Annotated in this window: 15 protein-coding genes; 9 read left to right on the top strand and 6 right to left on the bottom strand. The window is 39.7% G+C overall.

Annotation, left to right across the window (positions count from 1 at the left end):
* Window positions 1-195: 195 nt before the first annotated feature.
* From recD to G0028_RS02160, 3 genes are all read right to left on the bottom strand, one after another.
* Entirely contained in the window at window positions 196-1,962 is a 1,767-nt protein-coding gene (recD, locus tag G0028_RS02170) for an exodeoxyribonuclease V subunit alpha (RefSeq protein ID WP_227554761.1), read from the bottom strand.
* Between the two features lie 87 nt (window positions 1,963-2,049).
* Entirely contained in the window at window positions 2,050-5,844 is a 3,795-nt protein-coding gene (locus tag G0028_RS02165) for a UvrD-helicase domain-containing protein (protein ID WP_180047131.1), read from the bottom strand.
* A gap of 59 nt (window positions 5,845-5,903) precedes the next feature.
* Window positions 5,904-9,692, bottom strand: a complete 3,789-nt coding sequence (locus tag G0028_RS02160) for an exodeoxyribonuclease V subunit gamma (RefSeq protein ID WP_180047119.1) — start codon at window positions 9,690-9,692, stop codon at window positions 5,904-5,906.
* A 186-nt stretch (window positions 9,693-9,878) separates the two neighbouring features.
* Between G0028_RS02160 and G0028_RS02155 the strand changes: the two genes are divergently transcribed.
* Window positions 9,879-10,391: a hypothetical protein gene (locus tag G0028_RS02155; RefSeq protein WP_130074267.1), complete on the top strand. Its 513-nt coding sequence runs from the start codon at window positions 9,879-9,881 to the stop codon at window positions 10,389-10,391.
* Window positions 10,392-10,514: 123 nt separating this feature from the next.
* On the opposite strand, the gene G0028_RS02150 is transcribed toward G0028_RS02155, so the two are convergent.
* The gene (locus tag G0028_RS02150) at window positions 10,515-11,933 is read right to left on the bottom strand and encodes a phosphate--AMP phosphotransferase (protein WP_174493422.1); all 1,419 of its coding nucleotides are present in this window, start codon (window positions 11,931-11,933) and stop codon (window positions 10,515-10,517) included.
* A gap of 237 nt (window positions 11,934-12,170) precedes the next feature.
* Here G0028_RS02150 and G0028_RS02145 point away from each other — a divergent pair, with 237 nt between their 5' ends.
* The 8 genes from G0028_RS02145 (at window position 12,171) to hisIE (ending at window position 20,482) form a co-directional block, all read left to right on the top strand.
* Window positions 12,171-12,878, top strand: coding sequence for an FFLEELY motif protein (locus G0028_RS02145; RefSeq protein WP_180047121.1), 708 nt, complete (start codon window positions 12,171-12,173; stop codon window positions 12,876-12,878).
* A 170-nt stretch (window positions 12,879-13,048) separates the two neighbouring features.
* On the top strand, window positions 13,049-13,993 hold the full coding sequence (ubiE, locus tag G0028_RS02140) for a bifunctional demethylmenaquinone methyltransferase/2-methoxy-6-polyprenyl-1,4-benzoquinol methylase UbiE (protein WP_180047123.1): 945 nt from the start codon (window positions 13,049-13,051) through the stop codon (window positions 13,991-13,993).
* Window positions 13,994-14,024: 31 nt separating this feature from the next.
* Window positions 14,025-14,690 carry an SCP2 domain-containing protein gene (locus tag G0028_RS02135; RefSeq protein WP_180047125.1) on the top strand — a complete coding sequence of 222 codons (666 nt, stop codon included), beginning with the start codon at window positions 14,025-14,027 and terminating at the stop codon, window positions 14,688-14,690.
* A gap of 18 nt (window positions 14,691-14,708) precedes the next feature.
* On the top strand, window positions 14,709-16,328 hold the full coding sequence (locus G0028_RS02130) for an ABC1 kinase family protein (RefSeq protein WP_180047127.1): 1,620 nt from the start codon (window positions 14,709-14,711) through the stop codon (window positions 16,326-16,328).
* A gap of 340 nt (window positions 16,329-16,668) precedes the next feature.
* Window positions 16,669-17,744 (top strand): IS3 family transposase gene (locus G0028_RS02125; RefSeq protein ID WP_180097343.1). Its coding sequence is split into 2 segments (ribosomal slippage): window positions 16,669-16,921 and window positions 16,921-17,744, totalling 1,077 coding nucleotides; the frame shifts between segments, so codons are not numbered across the junction.
* 241 nt (window positions 17,745-17,985) lie between these two features.
* Window positions 17,986-18,198, top strand: a complete 213-nt coding sequence (locus G0028_RS02120) for a hypothetical protein (RefSeq protein ID WP_180047455.1) — start codon at window positions 17,986-17,988, stop codon at window positions 18,196-18,198.
* 87 nt (window positions 18,199-18,285) lie between these two features.
* A complete protein-coding gene (locus G0028_RS02115; RefSeq protein ID WP_180047453.1) occupies window positions 18,286-19,368 on the top strand; it encodes a patatin-like phospholipase family protein in 1,083 nt (360 codons plus the stop codon).
* A 319-nt stretch (window positions 19,369-19,687) separates the two neighbouring features.
* On the top strand, window positions 19,688-20,482 hold the full coding sequence (gene hisIE, locus G0028_RS02110) for a bifunctional phosphoribosyl-AMP cyclohydrolase/phosphoribosyl-ATP diphosphatase HisIE (RefSeq protein ID WP_180047451.1): 795 nt from the start codon (window positions 19,688-19,690) through the stop codon (window positions 20,480-20,482).
* Window positions 20,483-20,549: 67 nt separating this feature from the next.
* Here hisIE and G0028_RS02105 read toward each other — a convergent pair whose 3' ends face one another.
* Both G0028_RS02105 and rpoC read right to left on the bottom strand, forming a co-directional pair.
* Complete coding sequence (locus G0028_RS02105; protein ID WP_130074258.1) at window positions 20,550-20,906, bottom strand: DNA transfer protein p32; 357 nt, start codon at window positions 20,904-20,906, stop codon at window positions 20,550-20,552.
* Window positions 20,907-21,078: 172 nt separating this feature from the next.
* Window positions 21,079-25,272, bottom strand: coding sequence for a DNA-directed RNA polymerase subunit beta' (gene rpoC / locus G0028_RS02100; RefSeq protein ID WP_130074257.1), 4,194 nt, complete (start codon window positions 25,270-25,272; stop codon window positions 21,079-21,081).
* Window positions 25,273-25,312 lie beyond the last annotated feature (40 nt).

The raw sequence follows: 25,312 nt of genomic DNA, 5'->3' as shown, positions 1-25,312 counted from the left end.
TATACTTACATCATGTAAGTTCGCAGTCTCTCGACTTTAAATTATTGTTATTGTGCAATTTTGCTTAGTGTTCCTTACCAAGCTTCTTTATGTAACCATCATCTCAAAAACTTTGATCTAGCTCTATGCGTCAATCTCTTGAATTAGTGTAAGCAATTTCTTACAAAACCAACATTATTTAATTAAGATTAATAATTAATACAAATTTTTAATTTTTTTAATCAACCCACTCTGTCTTTGTGTTGCTACAGTTAATGCTTGATGAAAAGCACCTGCCTCGACTAATAAGCTGACTACTGATTTTGCACGGGTAATGGCGGTATAAAGCAATTCTTGACTTAACGTTTTTTGTGCTGCGGCATCCAAAATGACCATCGTATGCTGAAACTCAGAACCTTGTGATTTATGAATGGTTAAAGCAAATGCTGTTTGAATTGATTTTGGTAAACGTGAAGCCACAATCCATTTATCTAAACTTGGGAAATACACTTCAAACTGCTCCAGGTCCTGACGATGTTTAAAGCAGATCCCAATATCACCATTCGATAAGCCCAATTGATAATCATTGTAATCCATCATCACAGGTCGGCCCACATACCAGTCCCCTTGTCTATAAATCTGTGGAATGGTAGACAATAAGGTATTTTCCATTTCAGCATTAATGGCTTTCAAACCAAGACCACCATGGCGAACTGCAGTTAAAATGCGATACTGATCAAAAGCTTGAATTACTTTTTCTATTTGTTGAGGTGATTCAATATCCTCTAAATATGCCTTTAAACTATTAAAATAATCTTGAAAACCAAGTACTAACTTTTGGTAATACGTCCTATATAAATCATGGGGAATCTGTTCAGGTAAGTATTCCAATTGCACCACATCACGCATCTGTGCGCTGAGTTCAATTTTTTGTATCGGCTTTTGAGTCACAATATGCTGCTCAAAATCTTGTAAAAGTTGTGATTGAGAGTGTTCTACAAGGTGACTTTGTTGAATAAAATGCGCAAATTTTCCAATGGCTGCATCTTGTTTAAAACGGTGTGTGGTCACTAAATTTACCCGATTGTCTTGTAACATCGGAACACGTTGTAAATCCGCCAAGACTGAGCCAACATCGACAGAAGCTAATTGATTAGCATCTCCCAATAAAATCAAACGACAATTTTCAGGTACGGCTTCAAAGAGCATTGTTGCGAGATTTAAATCCAACATAGATGCTTCATCAACCACAATCACATCATAAGGTAAAGGCTGCGTTAAATGAAAACGTGGCATATGTTGATTGCCCAACCCCAATAATCGATGAATGGTGACAGGCTTAAACACGTCTAAACTCAACCCAAACCCTTGTAGTTTTGGGTCACTCAAAGATTTTTGTAAGGCTTCGCCCATACGCTGTGCCGCTTTTCCTGTAGGGGCTGCCATTGCAATGCGAATATTGGGCAAGGCCTGATGTAAAACAGCAATAATACGTGCCAGTGTGTAAGTTTTACCTGTCCCCGGGCCACCCGTAATAATATTAAATGCATTTTGCGAAACCATATTTAACGCATTTTTTTGATGTAAATCACTCAATAAATGATCAAAATCTTGCGTTGAAATCTGCTCAATATGTTGCTGTTTTAAGCGAATCACTTGCTGCGCTAAACGCTTTTCAAGTTGCCAATAACGGTACAAATACAGATATTCATCATCAAATACAAAAGGTGCAACACGCTGTTGTTGCTGATTTTTATCATGAATTTCATTTTCATCTATAAATAGTGGTGTGAGGTTGTCTACATTTTGCCTCTCGCGTTTTAGACAACTGTCTCCTTGTAAAGAAGTCATTAAGATTTCACTGATGATTTTAAATGAATCTTCATGTAATTTCTCATTATTTAAATACTGTTGTAACAAATAATTTGTCCAGTTGCTAACCCATTGAGGTAATTCATTTTCTAAATTTTGACTATTTTCCACACAGTTATCCTCAGAGTTATCTACAGAGTTTTCAACAAATTTATCCACAACATAGTTCATTGTTTATACAGAAATTCATCTAAATATTCATGCAATATTGCCAAGTTTATCCTCAGCAAAATAACCCAATATCGCGTCAAGCCTAAGAATAAATTCTGAATCAGGTCGCCAATAATAGTACCCTTGCCCAACTTCACCATTCATGCCACGTAGGTATAAATAACTTGCGCCACCTAAATGTTGATCAATCTGATAATGCTCAAGTTTAATGCTTAAGTAACGATGTAAGGCCACCAGATACAATGCCGCTTGTAACCAATAACTTGCGGAACTCATACTATTTTGAATAGCATCAGCGTTATAGTGCTGTTGGTCTGTACCTAAAAAATTACTTTTATAATCGGCAATGTGATAACGCTGACCATCAAAAAATACAAGGTCGATTGAACCATTCAAATATCGTGCTGAATTTGCACGATTAAATTCAGGCATTTGAATCTTTTGTGTATCTTTATATTCATCAAATAAGTCATAAATACGTTGAATGGCCAAGACCCGATCTGACAGTGCCAAATAAAATGGAAACTCCGCTAAATGTTCATGTGCTTGCAATTGTCCTAAACAAAAATGATCCAATAGGGGCGTATTCAAAACATCCTGTAACCATGCCATAACCCATTGAATGAGGGTATCTTCATGCTGCTGTTGCAACGCTTCACTCGGAAATGCCTGTTGATATTTTTCAATCAGCTCCGCCCATAATCCTGCATAGTCATTTTTAAAACGGCGGTGAATTTCTAAATGCCAAAATTGTCGGTTCTGAAAATCGATATGCTCAAAAATTTCATGTAAGAAATTCCCTGCGACTGTACCTTTGGGAAAATTAGCTTTGATCCATGCAATGGGTTGCACTGGCTGTGATGGATTGGCTGGATTGTTTTGCCATCCAAAATTTGCTTTTTCAGATTGCACTTCATCCGCAGCACGGTCTTGCCCATGTTCAAACACTGCCAAATGATCCTGCGCTTTTTGTCGTACTGAATGCTGAGCCAAAGCACTGAAACTGGTTTTTCCTCGTGGATAAAAACGTTGACTTGGAAAAGCTTGGGCAACAATGACAGGCTGAATCTCTGTTTTGATCTTTTTTAAACGTGGTGGACATTCTGTCAGTAAGGGTTCAACAACACTGCCGCAATGTTCAAAAGCTGCAGCAGGATGCCCACGCCAAAACGCAAGTCCTGTGGTCGATTTGGTTTTTAATTTGCCCTTTTTATCATATTGATCAAGATCATTACGCATCACGGCATAGACACGGTGACTTGCCCGCGTCAGTGCGACATACCATAAACGGTGATGTTCAGCTAAAGCGCGCTCTTTATGATGTTGTTTTGCTAAGCTTTTGTCATCTTTATCTTCGGTATTTAAAGAAATGACTCGATGTTTTTCAATTTGATGATTGTCGTGATTCAATTGTTCAGTATGGGTAAAAATCAAAGAATTATCACTATTGAGGGCTTTGTCTGCACCCAATAAAAAGACCACATTAAACTCTAAACCTTTAGAAGCATGAATGGTCATCAACCTGATCCCTGCTGCATTGGACAATTTACGTTCTAACTCCCATTCTCGCTCCATTGGTGAAGTCAGTTGTTTTAAATACCAATGATAAAGATTTTGTGCACCTTGATATTCCTCACTATGTTGACTCAGCAGCTCAGTCAAATGACGTAAATTGACCACCACACGTTCATTATCACGGCTGCGTGTTGCGACTAATTTCGTCCAGACGGAAAATTGATGCAGCGTATATTGCCATGCTGTTAAAAAGCCTTGATTCAGCCACATTTCACGAATTAAATCGAACTGTTCAATATATTGACTCAAGCCATCAGCATGTTGTTCCAATTTAATCAAATCAGACAATTGAAAACCCAATAAACGACTCAGCAAAGCACGTTTTACTTTCGCCTCGTCATAAGGGTGCATAATCGCTGTCAATACAGCCCCAACATCACGGGCGATTTGACTGTCAAATACGCTCTGTTTAGATTCTCTATTGCATAAAATGCCATAAAACTGCAATGCGTTTTGCGCTGCATCTAAGTCACTTTTGCTCGGTGCTAAAATTGCAATATCGCTTTCATCTAAAGGGCGTTGTTGTCCTTTTTCCTGAAAATATAATGTCCCTTGAATACTTTGATTGAGTAAATCTCGAATCTTCCAAGCCACTTGCTCTGCTTCTTGTTCAGGCTTTTCCAATTGTAGCCAGCGTAAAGGCTGTAAATTTTCACTTTCCCCTTGCATAAGTGCAGGATGCGGACGACTACCCGCTTGCACAGGTGGGTAAATCACCTGTTCTCCAAAATCCATTTGTCGTTGAAATAAGGCATCTACTGTTTCAACTAAGGGTTTGACCGAACGATGGTTATAAATCAGGTTATATTCATGCCCGTCTTTACCAAAGACATCTTGATGTGCCTTTAAGAACGTCAACATATCACCACCACGGAAACCATAAATAGCCTGTTTACGGTCACCGACCATGATCATACAGCCTTGTTTGACACGACTGGGATGGCGCCAAATTTGTGCCAACATATCATCCTGATCTTGGTTGGTGTCTTGAAATTCATCCACTAAAATTAAGGGATAACGTGCATGTACAAAAGTCGCAAAACGTTGTCCCTGCTCACCTTGCAACGCTTCAGCCAGTGTCCGAATTTGCTGTGCAAAGGTAGTTTCACCTTTTTGTTGTAAAACTTGTGGTAAGCGTTTTTTAACTTCCTGAACCAAATGGATATTTAACTGTTCTTCTACTTTGGTTAAAGCACCTTTAAATGCATGATAAATTTCAAAAAAAATAGTGAATGCACGAATGACAGGATGAAAATTAAAATCATCATACACTTGCTGTGGAATTTTTTTGGTTTTTGCAGTACTTAACGTTTTTTGGGTTAATTTTTCTAAAAGACTGAGGGTTTGACTGTATTTTTCATCAAAAAGTACCGCATAACCGTTTTCTTTGAGTTTTTCGATCAAGAGGGGCAAGTCGTTAAACAATAAAGACTTCATCACACCTGGCTCGCTCCAAGGTTTAAGGAACTTATCCGCTGAAATACTCTCTAACTCATAATAAGGTGAAAGCTTCGGAATAGTACTCAAATCCACTGCGACCAAATCAGCAACAGCTTGTTTTAACTGATTAAAATCAATATTAACATCTTGAGATTGCAATATTTTTGCATTGCTAAAATTAAGCGTTTTATCGACAAGATCAATGTAGCCATCTTGAGATTTTAGCTTTTTATTGAAGACTAAATAATCCACCACTTCTTGTGGTTGTGCTTGAATCCATTCTCGTAGCACATCGTGAATGAGTTGATGACTATAACTTTTTGCATCATCGGTAATTTCAGCCCGTTCAATCTTGCCACTTTCAAAGGCAAATTCACGCAATAACTTTTGACTAAAACTGTCCAATGTCCCCACAAATAATTCATCTAACTGATCAATAACCAATTTCAAACGCTCACAAGCATAGGCAACTTGTGTCGCAAAAGTCAGTAATAATTTGGCAAATAATGGATCTTTTTCCTTTTGTGCTTTAAGCAATATTTCTTGTTCGCTCAAGTCACGACAAGCATCAAAATAACGATACGTTTCCTGTAAACGCGCACGAATACGACTCTTTAACTCCGCTGCCGCTTTACGGGTAAATGTCGTCGCAATCACTTGGCGAGGAAGATATTTTTCAAGAAAAATCCGCACCATTAGACTCGATAAGGTATAGGTTTTCCCTGTCCCTGCTGATGCTTCAATCCAATGCAAACCTGAAAAATGCAAATCTGCAATTGGTTCATTCGAAATCTTTTTATTCAGCATACTGGTCTTTATAAAACTCTGATGAACAACAGTGTTGGCAGAAGTGTGCTCAGTCATGATTATTCCTCTGCAACTTTTTGATGTTGATAAATCGGTTGATATAAGTCGTAGGCAAACAGATCACAAGCATGTTGCAGCAAAGCTGTTGCGTCTTGTTCCTGTAAAATAAACTGCCAGTCTCTGTGTTTTTTACTCGACTCTGTTCGATCCAAACTATACGTCAGGAACGCATCGCTTTTATTCCATTCTTTTAATACAGCATCAATGCTATTCAACACCCATTGCCCTGCTTCATTCTGAGTCCATTCCACTTCCTTCTCTGCATTCATCACCAATAAATCTTGGCTATTTGCTTTCTTCGTCATCAATAATTCAGCAGGTAAAACCAAAGGTTCAGCCTGACCATAAACATAGGCTTTAAACCATGCCAATAAATGCGCCTTAGCTTGCGCCGAAGTTAAGCCTGTGTTGACAATGGTGGCATCACTAAATATTGCAATACGTTGTAAACCCTGTGCTTGTTCACCTGCTAAATTTAAATAGCTCAGCCATAGCAAATATTCAAGCCATACTTTGGTACGCCGTGTACCCCGTGCACTTGCAGCATCCAAACTGATCCAATGCCCAGCATGTTGTTTCGGCACCGTGATATTCATCACCACATTATTTTCAAGACGCCATTGCCGTTGCGTAGTCGCTGTTACTTCAGCTGCATACAGATGCAAACGTTCTTTTAAACGCTCCTGTTCAACCAAACTCATTTGCCATGCACTGTATTGCACTTTACCAATCGGCAATTGATCTTGTAATAATCCAATATCAGCCATTAAATTTGATTCACAATCAGCATGGTCTGCATGCACTGCATTTTGTTTTTGTAGAAAATGTTGAATTTGATATTTTGCCAAACCATCAAGCACCAAGGGTTCATTTAATGCAGGGATATCTTCCGCGCGTAGATTTTCCACACCCAAAGTTTTCAGATATAACCGTGCAGGAAACGTCACATCCTGAATCCATTGTGCTGCATCCAACACCGTGATGTTTTCTTGCACCATAGGATAAGGTGTATTCACCCAAGCTTCTCGCGGTGACAAATTTGTCGTTTGCTGAATTTTTTGTGCCACTGCAAACCATTGATCTTGATAACGTAACTGATCTGTAGAGGTAAAACCACTTGGATCAAATGGTTGTAAGCGATGCACATGATATAAAGACTGAATTTGTTCAGGAATTTCAATACCTTCTTTTTCAATCATCCGATCAGCACGCTCAAGGGATGGTTTGTCAGATGGATCATGCCTCATATCGTCAGGCGATTGTGCAATCAATGCGATATGATTGATCAATTCTTGTAATACGCTCGATGGATCACGTACTTCACCATCACTGACGTCAAAGCCATTGTAAAATAACCACAGATTTTCCTGCGCAAGCAATAAAGCATCTAAAAATGCACCTTGATCATCATCCAAACGTGAACGATCACCCAATTGTGGTTTTAAAATTTCCATTAAATCAAAAGGTAAATGAGTATTTCGATTTGGAAATTTGCCACTATCCAAATTCAACATCACAATCAATTTATAAGGTAATGGTCGAATTTGCCCAATTTGGCTAAAAGTAACCTGTCCTGTCGGTAAAGCCTGATCAAATTGTCCTTCCAACACATTTTGAATTTCATGCAACAAATAAGGCAAAGGTAGATCGATATTACGCAGCACTGCTATATCTTGCGCATCATGCTGTGGTGCATTACGCTGATCATAATAATTTGCCAAAGTCAGCATACGTTCTTGTTTTTTGACAATTTCACGCACCGATTTTAAAGCCTCAACCCCACATTGCTCAAACTCAACAATGTCTTGCATCAAACGTTTTAACCATGATTCAACATGGATTTTTTGCTGAGATAAAGTAGACGTTTCATGTGCAATCATCCACTCACGGCGCGCGGCAAAATCCTGATAAATCTCGATCAAGGTCGCAATCAGTTCAAAATCACTCGGCAATACTTGCGCATAACTTAATGTATCGCCCTGTGGATGAGAAAAAATGGTATGTTCAGGAATGGCAACACCCAATGCCAAACGATCTAGCGCATATTTAAAACTAAAGCGATAATCGGTATCGTCAGCACTTAAAGTACGCTGTAAATGTACTGCATCCAAACCACGTTTAAAGCCTGCATTGATCAATAACGCAACCATACGTTCAGTATTGGAAATGTCCAAGCCATAACGCAATTGGGTGGCATTCAAACTCAGCCAATCCGCGAAATCTTCAACACTGAAACGCCCTTGTACCAACTGAATCCGCCCCAACACTGCTCGCCATGCATTGACTGCATCAAGCTGTGTAACCCCTGCAATTTTGACAGGTAAATAAACACTATCTTGGTTGGGAATATGCGGAAAAATACTGCGAACCAGTGGTTCAATTTGTTTTAAATCCGGTGCTAACACCAAAATATCACTTGGACGATGTGGATTGTCCGCTGTGCCCTGCGCTAACCAATGGATGAGTTGATCTTTCAATACTTCCAACTGACGCAATGCCGAATGACAAACATGAATTTGAATCGAATCATCCTCTTTAGCAATCGGATAAGCATGTGGTTCAGGTTCAACCAAATACAAAATATCGGACTGTAATTTGGTCAGTAAATTTTTCGGTTCTTCATCGACAAATGCATCAATCCACTGTCCTTCTTCACCTGAAGACAAATTGGAAAGAATCGAGAAATGGTCACGCGCTTGCTTACCAAAACGAGTCAGCAAGGGATGACGAGACTCACGAATTTCAGCATTAAAATTTAACGTAAATTCATCAAAAAACTTTTGAATATCGGCATCTGTGGCTTTGGGATATTTGGCAATAAAACGTTCTTTCACCCGTAAATCGTATTGTTTTTTCCAATTCGGATCGACACTGTCTGCCCAATATTCTTGTGAGGGGTTGTAGTGCAAAATCACCACATCCACATATTGCCCCAAACGTCTTAAAAACTGCAACTGACTGGGTGGTAAGTCCAATAAGGTAAACACAATCAACTGGTCAGGTAATTTTTTCAGGGCTTGTGGTCGTTTCGCGGGATCATCCATAACTTGCCAAAAATCCGCATCAATCCCTTGCATTTCAACAAAGTCTTCATGAAAGGTATGTTGCCACAACCAGCGCTGCCAATGTTCCAACTCTTGGGCTTGATTTAACGTAAAAGCCGAAACTTGTTGCTGAGTCTTAAAAAATTGTTGTTCTAAATCAAGTTCCTGACCACGTCCCCATTGCCCTAACCAATTGCTTGGACAATGACATAACTCACCGCAGCCTCGCTGACAATCCCCTCGATATTGCATATAGTTACTGAACAATTTCGAGACTTGTTCTGCAGTCCAATACAACATGCTTTGTTTTTTCAGTTGTTTTTCCAAACCATGGTCCAGCTGTGCAGCTGCATCATAAATCCGCTGAATAATACCAAATAATGGATGATCTTCTGCAAGTGTATTGTCCTCGGCAACAATAAAGCCTTTTAAAGTTTGATAAATACGCCACTTCATAATCAAACGGGGAATATTGGCTTTACGGACTTTATCTTTATCCTCCAAAACTTGCTGATATGCAAACCACTGAAAGCCACGAATACGCTGATGAAAGATGGTATTGGCACTCATGCCTTGCTGTTCTGCCATTTTTTGGCTCAGCCATTCTTCAATTGCAGGACTAGGAACAATAAAATGTTGTGGCTTTAGGACAGAAAAAGGGTCATTTGAGACAACATGGGTGCTTTTTACCCCCCCCTGAACCAAGACCTCTATTGATTGGCTTTGAATAACATGAATTGCCATAATCCCTCAACCATTTTGCTACTTATTGTTCTGTTTATGCACAAAAACATAAACATTCGCCACTATACAACTGCATCATACTATGGCATTTTTACTGCATTATTTGGAAATAACTTTATTATTTCAAGCTAAAATAATGCAACCGCATAAATACGATAAATAGTTTGAATTACAGGTAGATATTTTATGAAAATTGATAAAATTCCAGACTCCATTGACCCAAGTCTAAACCTAGAAACTGTTCGAAATGAATGTTTAGAACTCGTCAAAAAACGTGCTTATTTTTCAGCAGGTGCTGCGATTATTCCCGTCCCATTTTTTGATGTCGTGATCGATGTGGGAATTTTGTCGCAATTAATCCCTGAAATTAATGCCCGTTTTGGTTTAGCCCCTGAGCAAATCAGTGTATATGACCCAAAAACCAAACAGATTCATTGGAATGAACTACGTAAACGTGGCTTTGAGTTTTCAGGTCTAGTGGTGGCACGTACTGCGGTTAAATCCTCACTCAATAATGTTGCAGCCAAAGTCATTACCAAACAAGTGACCAAATTTATTCCTTTGGGTGGTTCAATCATTGCGGCAAGTTTGGGTTATATCGTGATGAAAAAAGTGGCTGAAGCCCATGTAGATGAATGTTATAAATTAGCAAAAGGCATTCAAAACAAACAAAAAGAAAAGATTGTGCAATATTCTTAATGTCTTAATTGAAAAAGCGGATGATTAATCCGCTTTTTTTTTGCATGAGATAAAGTGTTATTCAACAGTATATTTGGCAATAGTACGATAAATATACTAGATTCAAAAACACCTACCTAGCTCTCAATCTGCTTTCAATTGCTTTAAAATGGTCTTTAAAATTTCAATACGTGCTGTATATTTATCATTGGTTGAAATCACATGCCACGGTGCATAAAACGTATGTGTGCGTTGCAACATATCTGCTGCGGCATTCAAATAATCATCCCAATGGCTACGATTGCGCCAATCATCTTCTGTAATTTTAAAACGCTTATGTGGTGTTTCTTCTCGTGCTTTAAAACGTGCTTCTTGTTCATCTTTGCTAATGGCAAGCCAAAACTTCACAATGACATATTGATTATCAGTTAAGTCTTTTTCAAAACGATTAATTTCATCATAGGCACGTTGCCACTCAACAGGTGTGGCAAAACCTTCGATGCGTTCGACCAAGACACGCCCGTACCATGTACGATCAAAAATCGAGATCTTCTCATCTTCCAATAATTTTGTCCAAAAGCGCCATAAATAAGGACGTGCTAATTCATATTTTTCAGGTGCTGCAATGGTATAAATGCCGTATTCTCGTGGGTCTAACTTTTTAACAATCCGCTTAATTGCCCCACCTTTACCCGCAGCATCCATCCCCTCAAAGGTAATAATCACTTTACGCCCATCAAAACGCATGGCTTCCGCGACTTTCTTGGTCAGCTTTTTCAACTCGTTTTGATAGTCTGACTCATCCATTGCATCACTTGAAACGTCAAGTAATGCTTTAGGCACTTCTGCTTGCTGCCATTTTTCTTTGACTTGTGTGGCATAGCTTGGCAAATGCTGCAAGTTTTTTAAAATATATTGCGCAAACTGCTGATCCCGCATTTCTTCATTTTCACAGTCAATCACCATCCAATCATCGGTAAAACGCTGACGTAATTTTTGCACATTGTCATATTGTTTTTTATTGCGCCAATCTAAACCGTGTAATTTGTGCCAACGTTGGTCTTCAGCATCCATTTTATCTAAGCGTTTTTGTAATGATTTCCATGACAAATCAAACCAAACTTTGATGACATCAACATGATTATTTTTTAAATCCTGTTCAAAGGCATTCATTTGTGAGACATAAGCATCGAACAAGGTATCATCCATGGGTGCAGAAACATGCAAAGCTGTGGACAATAAGTCACTGTACCAATTCCCAAACATCACTAAAATCTGCCCTTCAGCAGGAATATAACGCGCGTATGGCTGCCAAAAGGCTTGATCTTTTTGCATCATATACGGAGGATCAGCTTTGACTCGTAAATATCGAGGATCAACCCACTCACGCAGTTGTTTCACTGCTTCGCCCTTACCCGCAAGTTCAATGCCACTGACCAAAATCACCAAACTTTTGGCATTTTTTTGTCCTCGCGTATTTTTCAAAGCATATTGTGCTTCGATCAGATCCAAAGACAGTTGATTGGGATCAACCAATTCACATGCGGATTCAGTTATTTTCATAAATAGGCTCTTTTCTTATGTTTTCATTATACTTTTTTAAGTTTACAAAGATTTGCTCTGCCTGCACACATTTTTTGTATCAGTTTTTATAGCAAAATATGCCTCTTATATTTTCAATTACACTCTAAATCAAGCACCAACTGACTTAATTTCAGTCATTTTCATGTCATATCGTCATGGTTGTTCAGATAAACTGTGATTATGATTTTCTTGAATATATAGAAATTGAGTTCACACATGTCTAAACTCGCAGCACTTGACCAACTTTTAGAAGAATATAAGCAGTTAAATTATCATCAAAATCCTGTACTTAAAAAACGTTTGCATGAAGCACAAGATTGGTTAAAAACACGTATTTTAGCAACCCATACTGAGTTATTTAACCGCAAAGAAAATAAACTCATGGCAGACTATTTTATTCACCGTCTCTATGGTGGTCCTGATTTTGATGATTTAGCCATTCAAATTGAACGTTTGTTAAAATATGCACACAAAGCGGAAAAAATCATTCCTGAAAATGCCATCCAAACAGGTTTAAAATCAGTTGGTTTGGCTGTATTAGCAATGCGACTTGATGAGCAAGTTGCAGCGCAACTGTTACAAGATTATCCCATAGATCAATCGATTGATGATGAAATGATGCGCTTAACATTAATCAAGCTTGATCAACATGATGCCCGTTTACAACAATTGGGCTTATTGGATGATTTAGGAGCTGCATTGGACAAATACATGCGTTCATTTATCATGCATACTGCTTTTAAAATGTGTAAAGGCACCGCACATAAGTATCAATTTGATTTGATGTATGACTTTATTGGTGAGGGTTTTACTGCAATGAAACCAATGAAATCTGCGGCTGATTTTATTCATGCATTTACAGTCAAAGAACGTGAAATTGTCAATAATGTACATTCAGGACAAGCCAATCCTTTTAGAATATGATAAGGTTTTATGATCGAATTGACGACATAAACGCCATATTTTCTATAATATTATTTGGGGTTTAACATTAACCTTAAATTTTGCATGATCGGCACTGTAAAAAATCACAGAATCTGTCATCATGCAAAATATGGCAAGATTTCTTATTTTTGTGTTCAGGAGTGACTCACGTGTCGGATGAAAACCAAAAGCCAAGCCAAGCAGCTGAATCGGCAACAAATACAGACAAAGTCAGTCCATTCTTAACAGAACCATTACCGCAAGGTGCGCCACAAGGTCAGCAACAATCTTTACAACAACAGTTGACCGATACCCCTGTTTCAGGAACAGTACCCAAATATAATCTGCCACGTGGTGCCAATACAGGCAATGTCGGTGCAACCACGCATTTCGGGTATCAAACCGTCAACAGTGAAGATAAAGCACAAAAAGTGGCTGAAGTATTCCATTCTGTTGCAGCCAAATACGACATCATGAATGACTTAATGTCATTTGGTATTCACCGTTTATGGAAACGCTTTGCGATCAATATGTCTGGTGTGCGCCGTGGTCAGCGCGTGCTTGATATCGCAGGCGGTACTGGTGACTTGGCTAAAGTATTTAGCCGTGAAGTCGGTCCTACCGGTCATGTGGTTCTATCAGATATTAATGAATCCATGCTCAATGTCGGTCGTGACCGTCTGATTGATGCAGGCTGTACCAATGTCGATTTTGTCTTGGCAAATGCTGAAACCTTAGAGCCATTTGAAGACAATAGTTTTGACCTACTAACCATCAGTTTTGGTCTACGTAATGTGACCGATAAAGATGCAGCCCTTGCAGCCATGTACCGTGTGCTTAAGCCGGGTGGTCGTTTACTGATTTTAGAATTCTCTAAACCTGTGTTTGAGCCATTCTCAAAATTGTATGATCTGTACTCATTCACTGCATTGCCTATCATGGGTAAACTTGTGGCGAATGACTCAGAAAGCTATAAATATTTAGCTGAATCCATCCGTATGCACCCTGACCAACGTACCTTAAAAGGCATGATGGAAAATGCAGGCTTCCAAAATACCGATTACCATAACTTAACGGGTGGAATTGTTGCAGTACACCGTGGCTTCAAACTCTAAGTTTTCTCCAAAATAGCATAAAGGTTGAATTATGTGGTCCATTCTGGCACTGGGTGCAGTTGAACGACTCATCAATCAATTTATCAATCTGGATGCGATCACTCGCATTCAGTTCAATCAATTACAAGACAAGTTGCTGCGTGTAGTGATTGATTCCCCACAACTGTCTGTAGATGTCTTTTTTGATGAAAATAAAGTCCGTTTAGAACCGACTGTAACTGGTAAAAGTGAAACACCTTCGGTTTTTGAGCAACGTCCTTTTGATCAAAATACAGTCATCACGGAAGCAACTGCAACCTTGCATGTAAAAAGCATCGTTGAATTGGCAAAGCTATTTTTAGCTGATGATATTGGCAATATTCCATTGCAAGGTGATTATCATTTATTGCAGGATATTCAACGTATTATCCAACAGGCTGAGCCTGATTTAGCGTCACATTTAAGCCCGTGGATTGGTCCTGCATTGGCACATGAAATTGCCAAAATTCAGCTTGCACCTAAACATTTAAAGCGTTCCCTGCAAAGTCATTTATTCTTTGCCGAGGACTTTTTAAAAGAAGACACTGGTTTATTTGCTCCACGCTGGCAAATGGATGATCTGCAACAAGACACTCGTCAACTCAATCAGAATATCGATCGACTTGAAGCTAAAATTCAGCAGCTACAGCAACAACTCAACCCCACTACTCCCTCTTAACATCAGGTAATGTAATTTATGATTCCGCATATTAGCCGTTTACTCGAACTTTGGCGCATCGCCGCGCACTATAGACTCGACACACTGGTTCCTGCGGAAGAATTACCTGAAAAAGCCCGCCATGCTTTGTCGCTTATTCGTATGCACCCTGCAGCATGGTCAAGTAAAGAGAAAAAGAATCCACTCAAGCTCAAAGAAGCTTTGGAGCAAATGGGTCCTTTGGCAATTAAAATGGGGCAGTTACTGTCAACACGCCGTGATTTAATTCCACCTGAAATTTTACAACAATTGGTTTTATTACAAGATCGAGTGAAACCATTCGGTGTTGATGTTGCCAAAACCCGTATTGAAGAATCCTTAAAAGCCAATATTACGACACTTTTTGCTCGTTTTGATGAACAGCCTTTGGCGGCGGCGTCTATTGCTCAAGTGCATACTGCGGCTTTGCATGATGGTCGTGAAGTGGTGGTCAAAGTCACCCGTCCTGACATTCGCAGTCAAATTTTAGAAGATTTTGAAATTTTAAGATGGCTCGGTGCAAGCTTAGAAAAACGTTTGGAAGCTGCACGTGCTGTGCATATTTCCGAAATTATTGAGAACTATCGTCAAGTCATTTTAAATGAACTGGATCTGACTTTAGAAGCGGATAACACACGCCGTATGCGCCATTACTTCACAGGCTCAAGCATGATGTATGTGCCTGAAGTGTATATGGACAGCAAAGATGTGATGGTGGCTGAACGCATTACAGGCGTACCAATTTCGGATATTGCAACCTTTGAAAAACTTGGCATGGATCGTAAAGATCTAGCTGAAAAAGGTTTAACCATTTTCTTTACTCAAGTATTCCGTGACAACTTTTTCCATGCCGACATGCATCCGGGAAATGTCTTTGTTGAAACCCTGAATCCGAGCAAACCTCGTTATATTGCACTCGATTGTGCAATTATGGGGGAATTGTCTAAGTCCGATCAGATGACGGTTGCCCGCATGTTACTTGCGGTCATGAACAGCGACTTTATGCAACTGATTCAGATTGTACATCAAGCAGGTTGGATTCCACCGGGAACCGATCAAGATGCTTTAGCCCGTGAAATGCGTCGTACAGTTGGACCTATGGTGTCCAAACCGATGCATGAATTGGACTTTGCTGGCATCCTGATTCAGGTCATGGATATTGCACGTCGTTTCCATTTGGAAATCCCACCACAACTGATGTTATTACTGAAAACTTTAGTCCATGTAGAAGGTTTAGGCACAGACCTTTATCCTGATTTGGACATTTGGAGTCTGGCAAAACCGATTCTAACCGAATGGGTTAAAGCGCAAATGAATCCACAGAAAAACTTAAAAGAATTGGGACAAAAAATTCCTGATTTACTTTTAGGGGCGCAGGATTTCCCAACCTTAATGATCGATAGTTTAAATGGTTTAAAAAATCAGTCGGCATGGCATGCTAAACAGCTACATGAATTACAAATGATGCGTTTGGAAGTGGAACATCAACAAAAACGTAGTTGGATGTTCGGCAGTATCATGGCGATTTTCTTGTCTATTGCGATTATTGCACCGTGGTATATTTCTATTGTGTTGATTGTATTGGTAAGTGTTTTAGCCGTTTGGCGGATTGCAAAGTAAATTAAGAAAAGCATCAAAAATCACATCAAAACTGGTGTGATTTTTAAATCAGAAATACAAATATAATATAATATGGCTACTCATTCTAAAATAAGCATTCTCCATCCTTCCATCCAAACTATCTTAGATGAAATAAAAAAATTTTATAAAGTTACTGACCAACTAAGTTTACCTGTTGTTCAAGAATGGTATTTTCACGACTACGATAAAAAGACTGATACTATTATCGTTTCATGCAACTACAGTATTCATTGGGTTGATATTGTCTTGGTAATGCTCCCGAAAATTAAACGAGTTTAAAAGTAGAAAATCGACTAGTCTTTGAACAAGGAGATTTTCCATGAAAACATCTAAATATTCAGATAGCTTAATCATGAGCATTTTAAAACAAGCTGAAGCAGGAACACCCGTGCCTAACCTTTGTCGTGAGCATGGGATGAGTACAGCAACTTTCTACAAGTGGAAGTCCAAATATAGTGGTATGGATTTATCACTTATGACTCGGCTAAAAGAACTCGAAGCTGAAAATGCACGTTTAAAACGAATGTACGCTGATGAGCGCCTTAAATCAGATGTACTGCAAGATGCATTATCAAAAAAGTTTTAAGGCCACAACAGCGCAAATCACTTGCTCAGCAGGCGACTGAGCAATTTAATATTTCAGTCACTATGGCCTGTTTAATCTTCAATGTGAGTCAAACCTGCTATCGCTATAAGACCTGTTTGGATGATGAGAATCAGCAGATCGCACATTGGTTAATTCAGCTGACGAATGATCATAAAACATGGGGCTTTAAGCTTTGCTTCCTGTATTTACGTAATGTTAAGCAATATAAATGGAACCATAAGCGAGTTTACCGAATATACAAGGAACTTGAACTGAATTTAAGAATCAAACCAAACAAGCGCATAAAGCGTGAAATCCCTGAGAGGCTTGCTGTACCTGTTGTTCAGAATGAATCATGGTCGATGGATTTTATGTATGATCAATTGAGTGATGGGCGCAGTTATCGTGTCCATAATGTCATTGATGACTATAATCGTGAGTCTTTAATCATGGTGGTGGATTTTTCACTACCAGCTCAAAGAGTTCTGAGAGACCTAGATCAACTGATTGCATGGCGAGGAAAGCCCAAGCGTATTCGATCCGATAACGGCCCAGAATATGTGAGTGATTTAATGGATCAGTGGTGTAAAAAGCATGAGATTGAGCATGTTTTTACCCAACCTGGCAATCCACAGCAGAATGCCTATGTTGAGCGTTTTAATCGAACAGTGCGTTATGAATGTTTAAATCAGCATTTATTTGACAATATTGAGGAGGTACAAAACTATACAACTGCGTGGCAGTACTTTTATAATCATGAAAGACCACATATGGCAATTGATGGCAGACCACCTAACTTTAAACGATAACAAGGGCTTGGAATTTTCTAATTTTGACCTCAGTTAATAATGGGGGTATTACCTCTTTAATTATCATGATTTAACAGATCCTCTCATTTTTGATTTTTTAATCTATTTATCAAAAAAATATAAGACCATAATTTTACTTGGTTATCTACAAACTACTAGCGCAGATGCACAATTTATAATACTTGAAAATGGAATTATCCAATACAATATTGCACAGTATTTAATTGAAGATAAAATTGTCATGACTCAAAAATTTGGCTTAGAAAATTCTAATCATATTTTTAGGTCGGACTTACCTGAAGTTGGTCAGGCATTTAATTCAGAAATACAAGAATTCTTAGATTTAGATGATTGGAATAACTTTTTTGACAGCTGTAATCGTGAATATACTTTTGACTATTCAACCCATCTCGAAGAATATTTGCATTTATGTTGGTATAAAGAAAGCCCATGACTCCCAAGTCACCTACTGAAACCTATCGCCATTGTCCTGTCACGGCTTATTCCTAAAATACTCACATCCGTTTGAGTGAGTGAAACCATGACCCAAATTTTACAAAAACGCCCTGCTGCATTAACAATTCAAGCAGGCTCACTTGCCAAACAACTCATAGAAAAAGAAGGACTACAAGCACATCATGTCGACATGATTCCCGGTGCGGCAGGTGGTCCAAAAGGCATTGGTTTAATGGGTCTCGACCAAGCCATCTTTGGTGAGTTTCTTCCACAAGCCAAACAACGCCGCTTTTTAATTGGCTCATCTGTGGGTGCATGGCGTTTTGCAGGAATTGTAGCGCAAGGTGAAAAACTTGGACCTGAAAAATTGGCTGAGTTATATATCAATTTGCCCTTTAAAAAAGGCATGAAAATTGCGGATATCGAAAAAATATCACGTGATATGTTGCATGGTATTTTAGGCGATCAAACGCAAAGATTGGTTGATCATCCTGATTATCATTTGACGATCATTGCGGCTAAAGCTGAGCATCTGTTTCAAAGTGACCACAAATTTGCGCTATATAGTTCCTTGCTTGGAATTATCGGTAGCAATGCGATTTCACGTGATCATTTAAATAAATTTATGCAACGTGTCATTTGTCAGCCGACTGATTTTCCACAATTTAAAATTCAGGATGATGCGTTTAAAACCCATTATATTAACTTTAATACCGACAATGTCGCCGATTGGCTCATGGCTTCGGGTTCCATTCCTGCGGTCACCCCTGCAGTGAAAAATATTGCTGACGCACCTAAAGGGGCTTATCGTGATGGGGGTTTAATTGACTATCACATTGACCTACCTTTTGAGAGTAAAGGCATTGTTTTATATCCCCATTTTACCGACAGCATCACCCCTGGCTGGTTCGACAAGATGTTTAAATCGCGCAGAGCCAATCCACAAAATCAGGCACGTACTTTGCTGATTTCTCCTTCTCAGGATTATCTAAATTCATTGCCTTTAGGTCGTTTACCTGACCGTAAAGACTTTGTTTTAAAAGGCTTGTCTGATGCTGAGCGTAAAAAATTATGGACGCAATCTGTCGCAGAAAGTCAGCGCATGGGCGATGAGTTTTTAGAGTTGCTTGAAAAGCAGAATTTTACGGAAGTAATGCAGGGTTTATAATTCAAAAATAAAGAATTTATGATTATACAAAGCTTTGGCAGACTTACCATCAACATCGTCAATGCTCTACTGCTTTTTATCACTTTTAAGTCATCTACTGACACTGTTATATCAATCTGATCATTGGTGGGCGTGTGATTTGATCTTACAGGCCCACATTGAAAATATAGATTCAAAACTTATTCTGACTTTACCACTCTTTAGATCATAAGCTGATTAAATAATTTCCAAGATTTCCCGCAAATCATTTCAAATCACGTAAACTATAGACCGCTACGAAATAGCATAAAATTTTTAATCAATGAATTGGTGAAATCCTATGAACAACTTGCAATGGCTCGATGAAGTAAAATTTAACGAACAAGGACTTATTCCTGCTATTGCACAACATCATCAAACAGGACGCATTTTGATGGTGGCATGGATGAACCGCGAAGCACTCCAACTCACCGCAGAAAAAATGCGTGGCGTTTACTTCTCACGTTCACGCAATAAACTCTGGTTCAAAGGCGAAGAATCTGGACATTTTCAAACCGTTTACGAAATCCGTTTAGACTGCGATGCAGATGTAATCGTGCTACAAATTGAACAAGAAGGTGGTATCGCTTGCCATACTGGTCGTGAGTCTTGTTTTTACCGCAAACTTACGCCAAATGGTTGGGAAATTGTCGATGCTCAGCTCAAAGATCCGAACGCCATTTATGGTGGCAAGTCTGAAGAGAAGTCATCTAACCCACATACATTGGCAATGAATGCTTCCAATGCCCAAGCTGAACAAATTGAAGTGTTGGGTTATTTGGGCAAAATGATGGCAGAACGTAAAAAAGCAGATCCTGAATCGTCTTATGTGGCAAAACTTTATCATAAAGGTTTAAATAAAATCTTAGAAAAAGTCGGTGAAGAAAGCTTTGAAACTGTGATTGCTGCAAAAGAATATCAAGCACATGACAATGAAGACAATAAAAATGACCTCATTTATGAAGTGGCGGATGTTTGGTTTCATACTATTGTCATGCTAGGTTATTTCGACCTAGATGTACAATTGGTACTTAATGAATTGGCACGTCGTCAAGGTTTATCGGGGTTGGTTGAAAAGGCCAATCGCCAACACTAAAGTTTTCCAATAAAAATAAGCGCAGAATGCGCTTATTTTTATTAACTTAATCTTTTAAAGCTAAAGCTTAACGTTTTTGTTCAATCGCAGCACCTGCACCACCACCGATTGCACCACCAATCGCAGCACCTGCATTGCCACCGAATACGCCTTTACCAATTGCTGAACCAATCGCGCCACCTACACCACTATAGGTTGCATTACGGTTAGAACCATTTTGGGTTTTACTGCCCACTGCAGCACCTGCACCACCGCCAAGCGCAGCACCTGTACCGCCACCCACGTTATTCCCCACACCACCACCAATTGCACCACCTAAAGCAGCTGATGCAACACGTTTATCATTACTTGACATATTTTCACAACCTGCCAACAGCATAGTTGAAAGTGATGCAACTGCCAAAACTGTAATAACCTTTTTCATATTCATCTCCATCAGTCCTTTTTTAACTCTTGCCATCTTAATCTTATTTCATGAATTGAATCTTTATAGTGTGTTAAAAAACGCAACTTTTCATGCATATTTTGTAAATCCATAGCACATAAAAAAAGACGCCCTCGGGCGTCTTCTTCATTTCAAATTCTAAATGAATTTCTTAGAAAGAATCTTCATTTAAAGCTTGTGAAAATGCTTGGTCAACTTCAGAGAAGTCATTTACAAGTTCATGTTCAGCAGCTTCTGCTTCTTGACGACGACGTTCTAAGTGGTAAGCCAAACCTGTACCCGCTGGGATCAGACGACCTACAACCACGTTCTCTTTCAAGCCACGTAATTCATCTTCTTTACCTGTTACAGCCGCTTCAGTTAACACACGTGTTGTTTCTTGGAACGATGCAGCAGAGATGAATGAGTCTGTAGAAAGCGATGCTTTGGTAATACCCATCAATTGACGTTCAAACTTCGCAGGGAATTTGTTTTGAGCCGCAACCGCTTGGTTTTCGCCCACAACACGGATGTAATCCACTTGTTCGCCTTTGATGAAGCTTGTATCACCGCCATCAGTGATATCAACTTTACGCAACATTTGACGTACGATAACTTCAATGTGCTTATCGTTGATTTTTACACCTTGTAGACGATAAACGTCTTGAACTTCGTTCACGATGTAGTTGGTTAATGCAACTTCACCTTTCAAACGCAAGATGTCATGTGGGTTTTGAGGACCATCAGAAATGGTTTCACCACGGTTCACATGCTCGCCTTCGAATACGTTGATTTGACGCCATTTCGGAATCAATTCTTCGTAGATTTCAGAACCATCATCAGGTGTGATCACTAAACGGTTTTTACCTTTAGTTTCTTTACCGAAGCTGACGATACCAGACACTTCTGCAAGGATCGCATGTTCTTTCGGTTTACGTGCTTCGAATAAGTCAGCTACACGTGGTAAACCACCGGTAATATCACGCGTACGAGAGGTTTCTTGTGGTACACGACCGATAACATCACCGACACCGATTGTTTCGCCATCACGAACAGTCACAATCGTGTTTTGTGGCAAGAAGTAGAACTGTTCACCACCATCGGTTGTATCTAGCACAATCGCAGGACGTAAATCTTTACCAGAAGCTGGACGCGCTGTTACAGGTAAAATTTCAGTTGTGGTCATACCTGTTGCATCATCAGTTTTCGATGTTGCAGTCACACCATCAGCAATTTGGCTGAAGCGTGCTTTACCAGCAACTTCCGTCACCAATGGATGCGTATGTGGATCCCAAGTTGCAACAATACCGCCTCCTTCAACAAGCTCACCATCTTTAATTAAGATGGATGCACCGTAAGGAAGTTTATAACGTTCACGCTCACGACCTAAATCATCCGCAATACCAATTTCACCTGAACGTGAAACAGATACCAAATGCCCTTTAGCATGTTGTACAGTTTTCACATTGTGGAAACGTACTGTACCTTTATTACGTACTTGAACGCTATTTGCAGCAGAAGTTCGACTTGCAGCACCACCGACGTGGAACGTACGCATGGTTAACTGTGTACCAGGCTCACCAATAGATTGTGCAGCCATTACACCGACAGACTCACCTGGATTTACCAAGTGACCACGCGCAAGGTCACGACCGTAACATTTCGCACAAACACCAAATGTCGATGCACAGCTTACAACTGAACGTACTTTAACTTCGTCAACACCAGAATCTTCAAGGTATTGAGCAAGTTTTTCATCAATCAAAGTATTACGTGGCAAGATAACTTCATCTGAACCCACTTTAGTAACATCTTCAGCAGTTACACGACCTAATACACGTTGGCTCAATGGCTCAATGACATCACCACCTTGAATAAATGGTGTCATGACAAGACCATCATAAGTACCACAATCAGGCTCAGTGATGACTAAGTCTTGTGCTACGTCAACCAAACGACGAGTCAAGTAACCTGAGTTCGCTGTTTTCAATGCAGTATCGGCCAAACCTTTACGTGCACCGTGTGTTGAAATGAAGTACTGAAGTACAGTCAAACCTTCACGGAAGTTTGCTTTAATTGGGGTTTCAATGATCGAACCATCTGGTTTCGCCATCAAACCACGCATACCTGCTAACTGACGAATCTGAGCTGCAGAACCACGGGCACCTGAGTCAGACATCATATAGATACTGTTGAAGGATTTTTGTTTCTCGTCTTCACCCTGTTTATTTTTAACAGTCGTGAATGACAAGTTATCCATCATCGCTTTGGCAACTTGGTCATTGGTACGTGCCCAAATATCGACCACTTTATTATAACGTTCACCCGCAGTTACGAAACCTTGCTCAAACTGATGTTCAATTTCACGAACTTCTGTTTCAGCTTTGTCGATAATTGCTTGCTTTTGTGGCGGAATCAACATGTCTTCCATACCCACAGAAACACCTGAACGTGTTGCTTGACGGAAGCCCAAGTACATCAATTGGTCAGCGAAGATAACTGTATCTTTTAGACCCAATTTACGGTAGCACGAGTTGATTAACTTCGAGATGTTTTTCTTGGTCATCTCAACGTTAATTTGTTGGAAATCCATCCCTTCAGGAACAACTTCCCAAAGGAGGCAACGACCTGGAGTTGTGTCTACAACAATGGTTTGATGCTCACGGTTACCATTTTCATCAATCACAGTTTGGTGTACACGTGCTTTTACACGCGCATGTAAGTCTACTTGACCTGTAGCCAATGCACGGTTAACTTCGTGAGTATCCGCAAACACCATGCCTTCGCCTTTGGCATTGATTGCATCACGTGTGATGTAATACAAGCCCAAGACCACGTCCTGAGAAGGCACGATAATCGGCTCACCATTTGCAGGTGATAAGATGTTATTGGTTGACATCATTAACGCACGAGCTTCAAGCTGAGCTTCAAGTGTTAATGGAACGTGTACCGCCATTTGGTCACCGTCGAAGTCGGCGTTAAACGCAGCACATACGAGTGGGTGAAGACGGATCGCTTTACCTTCAATTAAAGTCGGTTCAAATGCTTGAAGACCTAAACGGTGAAGTGTTGGCGCACGGTTCAACATAATTGGATGTTGACGAATTACAGATGCAAGCACGTCCCAAACTTCTGGTGTCTCACGTTCAACCATTTTCTTCGCAGCTTTAATGGTTGTTGCTTGGCCTGAAGCTTGTAGTTTCGCAAAGATAAATGGTTTGAATAATTCAAGTGCCATTTTCTTAGGAAGACCACATTGGTGCAAACGTAGTGATGGACCAACGGTAATCACCGAACGACCAGAGTAGTCAACACGCTTACCAAGTAAGTTTTGACGGAAACGACCTTGTTTACCTTTGATCATATCTGCCAAAGATTTCAGCGGACGTTTGTTTGAACCTGTAATTGCACGACCACGACGACCGTTATCTAACAATGCATCTACAGATTCTTGTAACATACGTTTTTCGTTACGTACGATAATGTCTGGCGCTGCAAGGTCAAGAAGACGTTTCAAACGGTTGTTACGGTTGATGACACGACGATACAAATCGTTCAAGTCAGAAGTCGCAAAACGACCACCTTCAAGCGGTACAAGCGGACGAAGATCTGGTGGAAGAACTGGAAGTACAGTCAACACCATCCATTCAGGCTTGTTATTTGAATCGTTGAATGCTTCCATCAATTTCAAACGTTTAGAGGCTTTTTTAAGTTTAGTCTCAGACGTTGTATTTGGAATTTCTTCACGAAGACGCGTAATTTCAGCTTCAAGATCGATGTCTTTTAACAAATCTTGAACTGCTTCAGCACCCATTTTCGCGCTGAATTCATCACCGTGTTCTTCTAACGCTGTGAAATATTCTTCATCATTCAGAAGTTGATATTTTTCAAGCGGTGTCATACCTGGATCAGTAACGACATAAGATTCGAAATACAATACACGTTCGATATCACGTAAAGTCATATCAAGTAACAAACCGATACGGCTTGGTAATGATTTCAAAAACCAAATATGTGCAACAGGTGAAGCAAGTTCAATGTGACCCATACGTTCACGACGAACTTTCGCAGTCGTTACTTCAACGCCACATTTTTCACAAATGACGCCTTTGTATTTCATACGCTTGTATTTACCACACAAGCATTCGTAATCTTTGACTGGGCCAAAGATTTTGGCACAGAATAAACCATCACGTTCTGGTTTGAACGTACGATAGTTAATCGTCTCAGGTTTTTTTACTTCACCATGAGACCATGACTTAATCATTTCTGGTGACGCAAGACCAATACGGATGCGATCAAACTCTACAGGAGCATGACCGTCTGAGTCCGTCTTTTTGCGCATGATATCGAGCAAGTCTTTCAATTTTTTTCTCCGTGTGTTGTGGAGATTTTCACTCTACAAC

The organism is Acinetobacter piscicola, from assembly GCF_015218165.1.
Classification (GTDB): domain Bacteria; phylum Pseudomonadota; class Gammaproteobacteria; order Pseudomonadales; family Moraxellaceae; genus Acinetobacter; species Acinetobacter piscicola_A.
The sequence above is the reverse complement of the archived record's forward strand: the minus strand, read 5'-3'. Positions and strand labels throughout refer to the sequence as shown.